The 13,005-nt window shown below is 62.9% G+C and carries 8 protein-coding genes; 6 read left to right on the top strand and 2 right to left on the bottom strand.

The window, feature by feature from the left end; translation table 11 throughout:
- A partial coding sequence (locus tag OXG98_08455; GenBank protein ID MCY3772036.1) for a HEPN domain-containing protein occupies window positions 1–366 on the top strand: 366 nt, incomplete at its 5' end.
- Window positions 367–402: 36 nt separating this feature from the next.
- Here OXG98_08455 and OXG98_08460 read toward each other — a convergent pair.
- Together OXG98_08460 and OXG98_08465 are read right to left on the bottom strand one after the other, a co-directional pair.
- Window positions 403–1,389: a mannonate dehydratase gene (locus tag OXG98_08460; GenBank protein MCY3772037.1), complete on the bottom strand. Its 987-nt coding sequence runs from the start codon at window positions 1,387–1,389 to the stop codon at window positions 403–405.
- A gap of 23 nt (window positions 1,390–1,412) precedes the next feature.
- Window positions 1,413–2,786 (bottom strand): MFS transporter, encoded by a 1,374-nt coding sequence (locus OXG98_08465; GenBank protein ID MCY3772038.1) that lies wholly within the window; start codon window positions 2,784–2,786, stop codon window positions 1,413–1,415.
- Between the two features lie 425 nt (window positions 2,787–3,211).
- Here OXG98_08465 and OXG98_08470 point away from each other — a divergent pair, with 425 nt between their 5' ends.
- The 5 genes from OXG98_08470 to OXG98_08490 all read left to right on the top strand — a co-directional run bounded on the left by OXG98_08470 (window position 3,212) and on the right by OXG98_08490 (window position 12,863).
- Window positions 3,212–3,592: a cytochrome c gene (locus OXG98_08470; GenBank protein ID MCY3772039.1), complete on the top strand. Its 381-nt coding sequence runs from the start codon at window positions 3,212–3,214 to the stop codon at window positions 3,590–3,592.
- The gene (locus OXG98_08475) at window positions 3,589–4,035 is read left to right on the top strand and encodes a copper chaperone PCu(A)C (protein ID MCY3772040.1); all 447 of its coding nucleotides are present in this window, start codon (window positions 3,589–3,591) and stop codon (window positions 4,033–4,035) included. Before OXG98_08470 ends, OXG98_08475 begins: the two co-directional genes overlap by 4 nt.
- Window positions 4,036–4,049: 14 nt before the next feature.
- Window positions 4,050–4,706, top strand: coding sequence for an SCO family protein (locus OXG98_08480; protein MCY3772041.1), 657 nt, complete (start codon window positions 4,050–4,052; stop codon window positions 4,704–4,706).
- Window positions 4,707–5,200: 494 nt separating this feature from the next.
- A complete protein-coding gene (locus OXG98_08485; protein ID MCY3772042.1) occupies window positions 5,201–12,406 on the top strand; it encodes a hypothetical protein in 7,206 nt (2,401 codons plus the stop codon).
- Window positions 12,407–12,416: 10 nt separating this feature from the next.
- On the top strand, window positions 12,417–12,863 hold the full coding sequence (locus tag OXG98_08490; GenBank protein MCY3772043.1) for an SMI1/KNR4 family protein: 447 nt from the start codon (window positions 12,417–12,419) through the stop codon (window positions 12,861–12,863).
- The last annotated feature ends 142 nt before the right edge of the window (window positions 12,864–13,005 follow it).

Below are 13,005 nucleotides of genomic sequence, written 5' to 3' on the forward strand. Positions count from 1 at the left end.
GTTCTGCTTGCAGCCGCGGAAAGGGACTTTCACGCTCTTCGAGGCATGCAAGATATTACGGTCTTCGCCGACGAAATTTTCGGTTTTCACGTTCAGCAGGCTGCAGAGAAACTGTTCAAGGCTTGGCTTGCGTTGCTTGGTGAGACGTATCCACCTACGCATGATCTGGCCATGCTGGTTGAAATGGTTAAAGCCCAGGAAGCTGCCGTTTTGGAATTTGACATCCTCGTGGAATACACCTCTTTTGCTGTTCAATTTCGCTACGGACCAAGTGATCAAGGAACCTCCCCACTCAACCGATCCTTGGCAGTCCGGCACGTAGAAGCTCTGCTGAATTTGGTTCGGAGCCGGCTTTTGGATTCATAATCACGCCACCCCGGCCGTGTAGGTTACTCCCACCACCTAGTCCGCAGCATTCGCCGCCTGGATCGCCGCGTGGATGTACCCGTAGGCATAGGCGAATCCCACCTGGCCCGCTTCGGGCCCCGAAATGCCGGGCACGTGGTCCGGCATGATCATGTACTCGTACCCCACTTCCTTGTAGGTGCGCATCGCCTTCAGCATGTCGACGTCGCCCTCGTCGGGGAACACCTCCACGAAGTTGTTCAGCCGTCCCTTGATATTCCGGAAATGGACGTTGAAGATCTTCTTCCTGGTGCCGAAGTAGCGGATCACGTCGAAGATCTCCTCGGAGGGATTCTCCAGGCTTTCCGACATGCAGCCCTGGCAGAAATTCAGCCCGTTGTATGGACTGTCGTACAGGTCGATGAGTTTCTTAAAGCCGTCCGACATGCCCAGCACGCGGGCGACGCCGCGGTAGGTTCTTCCGTGCCCGATGCCCGGGTCCGACGGGTGGCACGCCATCTGGACCTTGTATTCCTCGGCCACGGGAATGATCGTCTTCAGCCAGTGATCGATGCGCTCCCACATCTCGTCCTCGTCGGCGGGACCGCCTTCGAATTCGGGCCGGGCCTGGTCCAGCTTGTCGTAGTCGAAGGACGACAGCTTCGCGCCGCCGCGGCCGTATTTGGGCTCGGTACGCAGGTGACCCAGCAGGGTGATGTTGTAGTTCAGTCCCCGCAACCCGGCCTCGGAGGCCATGCGCACGGTCTCGCACATGCGGTCCAGCGCGCGGTCCCGCGCATCGCTCTTCCCTAGGAAGATGGCGCCGGCTTCGTTGTCGAAGGCGCTGGAGGAGCCCAGGGGGATATGGATCATCTCGAGGTTGATTCCGTACCGGTCGAACCGTTCGCGCTGGGCTTTCAGCAGGTCGGCCGTCCACTCGGCCCAGGGCTCCTCCGGCGTCTGGTCCACGTTGAATACGCCGAGTTGGGCCAGGACCTCGATATCCGTATCGTTGCGGCACCGGGTCTGCGTTCCGATGTACATGTATAGCCTCCATGGTTCGGTGATCAGGTCGCTTCTTCGGGTTCTTCCTGCATGGTCTTGCCGAAAATACGCACGCGCTTGCCGGCGAGCAGGTCCCTCAGCTTGCTCCGGATGGCCCAGAGACACGCGAGAGACGGGACCACCATCAGCGCCGTGATGATGAAAAAGGTCCCCCAGTCGCCATCGAGCCAGTCGACCATCTCGCCGGAGGACGCCGCGAAGAGGGTTCGCCCCGCCGTTCCGATCGAAGCCAGCAGCGCGTATTGCGTGGCCGTATAGGTCCGGTCGACGAGCATCGAGATAAAGGCGACGAATATGACCGTCGCGAAGGCGCCCGTAATGTCGTCCGCCACGACGGCGGTCGCGAACATCAACTCGGACTTGCCCGTCCAGGCCAGTGTGGCGAACAGCAGATTGGTGGCCGCCATGGCGATCCCGGCCGCGAACATGGCCGGCACCAGTCCGACCCGAATGGCGAAGAACCCGCCCAGCACGGTGAAGGCCACGGTGACGACCCATCCCAGTCCCTTGGAGTAGAGGGCGATGTCCGACAGGGTGAATCCGATCTCCCTGTAGAAGATGAGGGACATGCGGCCCAGGAACGCTTCGCCGATCTTGAACAGGAAGACGAATCCGAGCACGGCGGCGGCGATGGCGAATCCGTTGCGCCGGAAGAAGCTCGTCAACGGATTGGCCACGGTGCCCGCGAACCAGGCGACAACGCGCCCGAATCCACTCGGCAGCGCCAGGCCGGAGGCAATTCGTTCGTCGTCCTCGGCCTGTGCCGCGATGCGATCGGCGGCGTTGGTCTCCCGGACGAAGGCGAGGCCGATGTTGCAGAGCATGACCACTGCTCCGAGACAGAGAAAGGTGGTCTGCCAGTAGTCTTCGACGCCGGCGTTCTGCAGGGCTTGCGCGGTCTCCAGGGCGATCACGCCGCCGAGTTTGAAACCCGTCCACCACCCGACGACGGCCGTGGCCGCGCCGGCGGCCATGGATTCCGATTCCGACGTGCCGATCTGCTCGATGCGCAACGCGTCGATCGCAATGTCCTGGGTGGCGGACGCGATGGCTATGACGAGTCCGATGGCTACGACCACGCTGAGGTCCGCCGTCGGTTGGGCGAGACTCCAGAGCACCAGGCAAGCCAGGATGACGGCCTGGAGCGTAACGATCCAGGCCCGCCGGTGGCCGAGCCATCCGGTCAGCAGTGGCAACCGTATGCGGTCGATCAGCGGCGCCCAGAGGAAGTTGAAGGCGTACACGCCGAAGATCAGGCTGGCCCAGCCTATGGCCGTGCGGGAAAGCCCGTCTTCTTTCAACCAGAGATTGAGGCAGCTGCCGATGAGCACCCAGGGGAATCCGCTGATGATCCCGAGCAGCAGAATGCGGGCCATGCGGCGCTCGAAGTAGATCGACAGCGATTCCCTGAAGCTTCGCAAGGTGTCTCCCCGGTTGCGGTTCGTGCCCGATCCGGCCGTGGTTGGGATGGGGTGTTGAAGACGACGGGAATGTACGCACCCCCACAGGCATCGTCAATTGAATTGCAGGGGGCCGGACCATCGTCTGCCGCCGCCCCGGACCACCCGATCCGGTGGGGAATACGAAGGCGGTAGTCGTTGACAGGGCGGTGGAATTCCAATAGGATAGAACCATGTTTTCGGCTGGAACAACGTGGTTAAAACCGTCTCTGGCACTACGGCTTTGCGGCGGCATATGGTTCGCCGGCGTGCTGGTGCTTTTTCTTACCGGATGCGGCTCGTCCGGTCCGGACGCGGATCCAGCGGATCCTGATGACAAGGAAGCCGCTGCCCGGACGTTCATGACCCAACTGGTCGAAGGCACGATCACGCCGGGGACAATCGGCTTCCACGAGATCCCCGGGGAGTTCGTGCAGGACGGAAAGACGTTGTATGCCCGGTACGGCTGTACCGTGTGCCACGGCCTGGACGGCCATGGCGACGGCCCGATTTCCTACACGCTGAAACCCCCGCCCCGCGATTTCCGGGACCCGGGGGCCTACCGCATCGGCCGCGACGTGGTCACGATCGCCGGCATGCTGAAAGACGGCATCCCCGACAGCCCGTCCATGGTACCTTTCCCCCATATCAAGGACGAGGAGCGCTTCAAGATCGCCATGTATGTCGCTTCACTCCAGCCGTCTGCGGACGCGCCTTCTACTGAATCCGAGGAAACAAAATGATGCATTGGACCCGGAGCGGGCGGTCGCGATGGTTGTTTGTATCCCTGGTGGTCTTCGTCTTCGGCTGCCAGCCGGCGGACGACCTGGAGATCACCGGCGCCTGGGTCAGGGCCACGCCGCCGAACCGCGACGTTACCGCCGCCTACCTGGTCATCGAAAACCGGTCGGACCGACCCCGGGAACTGCTGTCCGTCGAGACGACGGCCGCGGAGTACACGGAACTGCACACCATGCGCCAGGTCGACGATATGATGGAGATGAAGAAGATTGAACGCCTGGTGGTTCCGGCGCACGGCGAGGCGGCATTGGAGCCCGGCGGAAACCACATCATGTTGTTCGGCGTGAAACGGCAGTTGGCGGAAGGCGACTCGGTGTCCCTCACGTTGCGTTTCGCAGACCAGTCGACCCGGAACGTAACGGCCGAGGTGCTGAAGGGCATGTGACAGGCGGGTACGATATGGGCGTGATACGCCGTACCATACAATTCAAAATCCCGTGGCATCGATCCGGGTTTTTTACTCACCTGGTCACCATGCTTGCCGCGTTCCTGCTGCTCTTCCCCGGCTGCCGCGCCGAACCACCGCCACCACCCCAGATCGACATCCCCGAGTTGCTGGACTACGGCGAACGTTTCGGCGGCGATTTCACGCTGACCGACCAGGACGAGGCGCGGTTCGACCTCTCGGAACACCGCGGCGATGCGTTTCTTATCTTCTTCGGCTACACCTACTGCCCCGATGCCTGTCCTCTCATGCTCTCCAAGCTGGCAGCCGTCTACGACGTGCTCGATCTCGCACCCGGCCAGAGCGTGCGCACGATATACATTACCGTCGATCCCTCGCGCGACACGCCGAAACAGCTCAGGGAGTACCTGGCGTACTTCTCTACGGTGGACGTCCGCGGGCTCACGGGATCGAAAGAGGAGATCGACGAGGTCGCCGAACAGTACGGCGTGCTGTACAAGTTCCAGGAGCCGAACGAAGCGGGCCATTATCTGGTGGCCCACACGACCACGCTGTTCCTGGTGGACCGGGAGGGCCGGCTGCGTTACCGATTCCATCCGAGCGACACGCCGGAGTTAATCGCGGCGGGCGTAAAACTGCTCTTCGAGTAGCCAACACTTGTTCCGAGGCGCCCCCGCCATCGGTTGGGGAAACTTGACGAATCACGAAGTCAGGAGATATGAAGAAAAACGCAGTTTTTTTCAACCCCCCCTTGACAGATATACTAATCATATGTATAGTATATCATCATGTCCATGACACGGGCATAACGACCACCGCATCAGAATACCCTCGCGTCCCTTAGCGGACCCGCACCCCGCGGACCTTCAGCGTCCCCGTGCTACTTCTGATCGCAGAAAGCAGGCACGGGGATTTTCATGTCCGCGAGAACCGCAATTTCACCTCCCGAATCTGATTCGCAAGACCGGAGTCGGACGCCGGCGCTTCCTGCCGGCTTTCCAATGGGGTTCAGGCGCTTAGCACTCCCCCGCAAGGCCGCATCACGTCCGCGCTTTCCGCCGGCATCCGCCGTATGCTGCAAGCGATATCGACGATCATATCATTCAAACACACATCCGCTATATCCATGCTAAAGGAGTTCACCATGCAAAGCCCCATTTACTACTACGCCCTGCGGACGCTCATCGGGATCCTCCTGATCGGCCTCATCGCCATGGATATCCATGGCCAGCAAAGCACCGTTACAGACGCCACCAAGAGCGCCTATGACTTCGACAGCCTGTCCGGCGTCATGGACGCGGACCAGGTGGACTACTTTTCGGGCAACTGGTCGTATACGCTTCCCCTGGGCGAAGCGGAAGGCGCGGGCGGCCTGTCCCTGCCCCTGATCCTGCGCTACAGCAGCGCGGTGACGGGCACGGACCGGCTGATCAGGCTCTCCGACGACCCCGCGGCCACCTCCACGATCAGCCAGGGCACGGTCACGCTGAACAACGCCACGTGGGTGGGCCTGGGCTGGAACCTGGAGTTCGGAGCGATCCGGGTGACCGGCGGCCACAACCTGACGGACCTGAGCAGCCCGGTGAACCATCCCTTTTCCTTCAACCTGTCGCTGTCGCTGCCCGACGGCTCGCACCGCCTGGTGCGCCAGCTAGACGAATCGCGGCGCGCCTCGGATACGGGCGCCTCGCTGCCCCCCACCAACGTGTACTACGCCGAGAACCGGCGCTTCATGGACATCAGGTGGAACTACGACCGCAATGATCCGCTGGCCTCCACATGGACGGCGCGGACCATCTCGGGCCTGATCTACACCTTCGGGGCCGTATCGATGGGAGAGAACGACTACGGCATGAACCTGACCGTCAAGGGGGGCGCGGTGCAGGAGGGGCGTTTCGACGAGATCCAGCCGGAGCTGGTGTACCAGTGGAACCTGGCCGAGATAAGGGACCAGGCCGGCAACACGATCCGGTTCCGGTATGCCTCCGACGGCCCGGTGACCACGGTCAGGGACCGGGCGAAGGAGCGGGCCGAAGCCACGCGCTCCTTTCGCAACCTGTTAGGCTTCGCCGACATCGACCCGCGCTTCCCGGGCGGGATAACGATCGGTCAGAGCCGCACCAACCTGACCGTGGTCAAGACGTTCAACACGGCGCACCTCTCGGAGGTCGTCCTCGCCGGAGCGGACGGCGAGGTCGCGCGCAGGATACGGACCGAGACGAGCGCCCGGCCCGACATCCATATCGCTACGCATACGCCGCGCAATACCAACACGCCGGTGAAGATCACCTACGACAACTACTTCGACACGCCCGCGGGCGAGACCCTGCCCTACGGGCACTACCTGGCCGGCGACAACCGCAGCTACCGGATGTACGACGGCATCGCGAGCGCGCACCGCCTCGACGCCCTGACCGTCACCGACGGAGGTGGCAACCAGGTTGCCCGGTACGCCTTCCAGTACGAAGACGACAAGAACCTGCAAAAGCGGCCGCCGGTGGCCCCGGGCGACAACGCGCGCACGCTGTTGCTCGAAAGCATCAGCGTCATGGGCACGGGAACCGCCGCTTCCGACCGGCTGCCGCCGTACCGCTTCACCAACACCCTTGCGGACAGTTATCGCATGACGAAGATGGTCACGCCCGCGGGCGGGGAGATGAAGATAGGTTACGAGGGGATCCCCGTGCCGGACACCACCTGGACGAAGCACATCAATTTCGATGAAGCCTTCTTCGACCGTTCGCGGCGCGTCAGGCACCGGATCTGGGACGCCGACGGCAGCGGGGGACCGGTCCCGCCGGACACCACGGCGTTCGCCTACGTGGAGACCGCCCCGGTCATGGATACCGTCGACAGCCGGCGCATGCGGCGGATCACCTTCCCCGTGGTGGACGAGGTCCTGCCCGGCGGCCATGGCAAGATACGGCGCGACTACGTGGGCGAGGCGGACCTGGACGCCCTGGGCCTCTCGGCCACCGACAGGCGGCACGAGGCCGAAAGGGACATCCGCAGAGGTCTCCTGGAGCGGACGATCCACTACGACGCCTCGGGAACCGTGGTCCAGCGGCAGCGGACCGCCTGGCGGGTCACGGCGGCGGGCACCTGGACCGGCGACTGGCAGTGGTACTACCACCGGGGCATCCCCCAGCAGGCGTACTGGATCAGGGCCGATACGCTTACCACCACGAAAGACGGGGTCGCCGCCACGACGGTGCAGACCCACAACGCGAACAATGGCCTCATCGCCAGCAGGACGCTCAAGTCCGGCGCCCACACGCTGCGCGTCACCGAGACGAGCTACCACGCCGACCAGGTGACGAGCAGTGCCGTGGCCCCGGCCTTCGGGCAGCCGGTGCTCGACACCTCCCTGTCGCAGGGAGAGCGGGTGCACGCCGCCTTCCTGGGCTCCGGCGACCCGGAAGCGGCCTCGGTGGAGGCGTTCCTGAACGCGGGCTCGAGCGTGGAGAGCGTGGGCGTCTACGACTTCGAGGGCGGCCTCTTCCCCGCGGCCGACCATGACGTGTTGCGCATCCGGGGCACGATCGGTACCGACCAGCTGCAGGGCACGGGCAACATGTACGCCGCCGCCACGGTGACCGTCGACTGGAAGGACGGCGGTTCAAGCGTGGCAGGTTCGTTCATGCAGAGCGTGCCCTCGGGCGCCGATCTTTCGCCCGAAGAAGCGCCCTTCGACGTCCTCGTTCCGGTGCCGGCAAGCGCCGACAGCGCCCGCGTCAACCTCGAGTTGCACGCCGCCGTGTACAAGCCGCAGCAGGCCGTATACCGCAAGATCAGGGTCTACGCGAAGGACTTGGAGGTCACCGGCCTTTCCTCAGGCGACCCCGAGGACGCGTACCTGCTGAGCGCCCACGTCCTGGACCGGCCCCACGTCGTCACCGTCAAAGACGGCTCGGGCAGGAGGATAAAGGCCGACAGATACCGCTACGGACGGTTCGTCACCGGAAGCAACGCCCTCGTCCTGCCCGACACCACCTCGGCCTGGCTCGACGGGAACGGCGACGGCCAGGTGTCATCCGGTGAATGGATCGATCGCCGGGTGGCGACGGCCTACGACGCCTACGGCAACCTGACCGAGGCACAGGACGCCCACGGCACGGTGACGTCCACGATCCGGGGTTACGGGAAGATGCGGCCGGTGGCCTCGTTCACCGGCGCCGCGGCGCCTGAAGCAGTCGCCGAGGTCTTCGACGAGCACGGATCCTGGGACGATCTGACGGCCCCGGACGCGGGCGCATGGTCGAAAACCGGAACCGGCACGCCGGCTCCGGCCGGCGGCGTACTGTCCCTGGACAACGCCGTGGCGCGCAGGAACCTTCCCGCCAACGCGAGCGGCGTCTTCGAGATCGACGTCAAGGCGGGCGCCGAAGACGAGCAGACCGCCATAGCGCTCGCCGGAGGCAGCGGAACGGGTACCGAACGGATCAAGTGGGTCTTCGACGCGGACGGGGCGTTCAAGGCCTTGAGCGGGACAACCCTGGCCGCGGCCGGCGCCTCCTACGCCGCCAACCAGTGGTACCGCGTGAAGATAGGGTGGAGCGGCCAGACCTGGTGGGCGCACGTCGACGGCGTGCGCTATCCCGCCTCGGGTACGTACGAGGTGGCGTCAGGCGGCAATATCAACCAGGTGAGACTCTCCAACGGATCGTCGCCTGGCAGCGCGTCGTTCGACAACCTGCGCGCATGGCCCCACGGCGTCCGGCCGGCGGCCATGACCACCTTCGATCCGGTCGCCCTGGACGCCATTGCCGTCACCGATGCGAACGGACATACCGTCAGGTACCTGAGGGACGGCCTGAGGCGCGTCGTGCAGACCATCGACGGAAAAGGGCGCCTGATCGCCCAGCGCGACCACGCCTTCTCACGCGGCGGCGGCAGCAGCGCGTACAGCACCGGAAGACCCAACCGCCAGACCGACATCGCCTACCCTTCCAGGGACGGCCACAAAGATCTCTCGAAGGACGGGCACCGGACCCTGGTCCGCGGCACAGGCGACCGCCTCAAGGAGGGCGTCAGCCTGGCAACCAGCGGACCCTATGTCGTCGAAGCCGGCGAGACCGTCACCCTGAAGGCCAGCGCACGCATCATACTGAGGCCCGGCTTCCATGCGAAGGCCGGATCGAATTTCCGTGCCGGCATTGACCCCCTGGCAGGCGGCGATGAAGTGACCGGGACCGGAGACATATCCTACAACCAGGAAAAGGAAGGGAAGCAGTCCGTGAAGCTCGGGGCCGCCTCCGTGCTGGAGACCGGCAGGCTCTCCGGACACGTCACGGCCAGGGCCGACTTCCACCCGGGCAACGCCGCCTCGGGCAAAACCGTCATCCTGTCCTTCGAGGACGGGGACGACTACGTCCGCATGGTCTACGACGGCGGCAGCGTCAAGCTGGAAAGCAGCATCAGCGGCAGCACGGCCTCCACCGCCATGGCGCCCGGATACAACCGAAACTGGCCCTGGGCCCGCGTCGAGATGGAACTTGTGCCCTCAGGCAAGGTGAACGCATGGCTCTACGGCCACCGGGACACCCGGTTCAAGGGGGCAAAGGGCTCGGTGACCGTACCCTCAGGATGGACGCCCGCATTCAAAGCCGAGGGCGAGACCGGAAACGGATACCTGGCTGGCCTCTACGTGGGACCGGCAGAGGTTCTTTCCACCTCCTTCGACGGCCTGGCCCGCCGGATACAGACCCGCGCGCGGGCTGGTGAAAACGATGTCGTCACCCAGACCGGGTACAACCGCGCGGGCAAGCCCGAAAAACTCCTCGGGCCGGTGCATCAGGCGCCTTCATACACCTACGGCGCACTGACCAGCGCCGCCGCCGGAAGCCGCATCACCACGACCGCCTACGACGACGATCCCCTCCTCAGGGTCTCCCGCGTCATACCCCCCGGACACGCCGCCGCCACCGCCGTCGACACCCGCTACGGATACTGGGGCGCCGAATCCGGACGCGGCCGATCCTACATGACCGTCGACGACGAAAAGGGTATAAACACCGCCACCGTCTACGACGCCTACGGGCGCATGATCCACGTCATCGCCGACTCGGCGGGGACGGACTCGAATACAGGGAACAACAGGACGTCTTTTGCCTACGACGCCCTGGATCGTCTGGTCTCCACCACCATGCCGGGCGGCGGGACTTCTGCCTATGCCTACGACACCCTGGGACGCATGGTCAGCAGAAAATATCCCGATGCCGACGCGGCTACGCTGTACAAGTACGACGACCTGGGGCGCGTGCGTTTTTCGCAGGACGCGCGCCAGAGCGCGGCAGGCAAGGTGACATTCACCGTGTACGACGCCTTCGGGCGCGTGACCCGCACGGGAGAGGCGGACGCCACGTTCTCTGGGCTCGATCCCGAAAGCGCCTATCCCTTCGAGACGGACAACACTTCGTGGCGAAGCCGCATGACCTACGACGGCGACGGGGTCGCAGGCGACGGGGTCGCAGGCGGGCCCAACTACGCCCAGGGGCGCCTGATCAAAGCCGAGGAGAATAACGACGCGGACGCGGTGGCGGAAGTCACCCATCGCTACGCCTACGACCACCTGGGCAGCGTGCGCGTCAAGCAGGTGGAAATCGAGGGACTCACCGGCGCGAAGACGCTGGAATACGTCCACGACCTCGCCGGAAGGATCACCAGGATAATCTATCCCGACGGCGCGCAGGCCCGCTATGCCTACGACGGCGCCGGGCGGCTCACACGCGTGTGGGACGCGCAAGGCAAGACCCTGGCGGCATACACCCATACCGCGGCAGGCAACGTCAAAACCCACAATGTGGGCCACGATGTGGCCGATGGCGCGGGCGATGCCATCGCCAGCGGCACCTACGCCTACAACCCGCGCGAATGGGTCACGGGCATCGACTATCCCGGCAGGTTCACCCTGAGCCAGCAGTATGATGCCGCCGGTAACGTCACCGCCCAGAACTACCGCCGCGCCGCGGCCGATTCGCTCAAGGCCGCGACCTATACCTACGACGACCTGCACCGGCTCACCGGCTTCAGCCTGGGCGGCGCCAGCCGGCGGTCCTACCGCTACGACCGAAGCGGCAACATCACCCGGGTGGTGACCGGCGGCAGCACGCTAAGCTACAACTACTCGGCCGCCTCCACGCCCAACCGCCTGGACAGCACCACCGGTACGGGAGGCATGACGTTCGCCTACAACCGGAACGGATGGATGACGGCAATGGGGGACGCGTCCCTGACCTACGACTACCGCGGGCTCGCCACCGGACACGGCAACGCACGGTATCTCATGGACCCGGATCAAAGGCGCGTAAAGAAGACGATCGGAACGGCCGTGACCTACTACCTGCGGGGAGCGGACGGAAGCGTGCTTGCCGAGTACACGGATCAGACCCAGTTTGCAAGGTACGTGTACGCCGGCAGCAGGCGCATCGCAAGGATAGCAGGAGGTAGCGCAAGCTACTACCTGGCCGATCACCTGGGAAGCACCCGGAGCTTGATCGACGGGGAAGGCGCCGTCACCGCCGCCTACGACTACTGGCCCTACGGCGGGCTGCTGGCCTCGAGCGGCGCCGGCGCCACGCACTTCCGGTTCACGGGCCACGAGCGGGACCCGGAGTCCGGCCTTGACTACATGCCTGCCAGGTCGTACGATTACGACATAGGCAGGTTCCTGCGGCCCGATCCCATGCAGGACGAGTACCCGGGGATCAGTCCGTACGCCTATGCCGCCAACAATCCGCTCAAGTATGTGGATCCGGATGGACGTATCGTTTTCCCTGCGATACTGGGGTTACTCTACACCGCTTCCGAAGTTGCCTCTACAGGTTACGATGTCTACAACCTTTACGAAACGCTCCAGGACCCGAAATCGACCAAGGGCGATGTGGGGATGGCAGTTGTCGGTTTGGGGCTTGGTACGGCATTACCGGGACCAGGAAGCGCGTATGCCAGGGGAGCGAAGTCTCTGCTTAAGAAGGCGGGTGACTATGTAAAAAAGGCGTTTCCTGGAGGTAAAGGGAATGTCAAAGGACTGGAAAGTCCTTTCAAGGGGAATAACTCAAGAATTACCGGCAATGATTTAAAATCCATGAGAATGGAATTCAATAGAATGAGACCGGAGTTCTGGAAAAATGAGGCAAAAGTAAACCCTAGGAAGTACTCGCAGGAAAACTTGGATCGCATGAGTCAGGGGAAGGCTCCAATAGGCTCTGATGGAAATCCGATGGAACTTCACCATAGAATTCCTTTAGCAGAAGGTGGTAAGAATACCTTCGAAAACCTTCAGCCGATGACCAGAACTGATCACCGCATGGGTGGAAATTACAAAGCAAATCATCCAGGACTTCCATGAAGGACACACCATGAACTTTGATGACTTCGCACTACGGCTAGGAGATTACAAGTACCAAAGTCTTGGATCTGGTGTTGACGAGGTTGCAATTCAGCGTGCCGAGAAAGTCTTGGAAGTTCAACTTCCTCGTAGCTACAAGGAATTCCTTCGTAGATTCGGCTGGGGCGGAGTTGGACATTGGGAACTTTACGGTCTTGGGTCTGATGTGCCAGAGTACTTGGATTTGTTACGAATGACATTAAGTGAACGGGAGGAGATGAGACCTAGAGTGCCGTTCCACTTGGTACCCATAATGAATGACGGCTATGGAAATCATTATTGCCTCGACACCAACAAAGTAAAAGGTGATGAGTGCCCAGTGGTATTTTGGGATCATGACTTACCAGAAAACCAAGATCCGAAGTTCGTCTCAAATGGGTTTGTAATGTGGCTGAACAAATTGCTTGATGATTTATGATGTCCAGATTGACTCCAATGTCCCGATGTACACGTGAGTTGATCTGACCCGGATATAGGCAGGTTCCTGCGGCCCGATCCCATGCAGGACGAGTATCCGGGGATCAGTCCCTATGTCTATGCCGCCAATAATCCGCTGAAAT

It is taken from the genome of Gemmatimonadota bacterium, assembly GCA_026706345.1.
Classification (GTDB): Bacteria; JAAXHH01; JAAXHH01; order JAAXHH01; family JAAXHH01; genus JAAXHH01.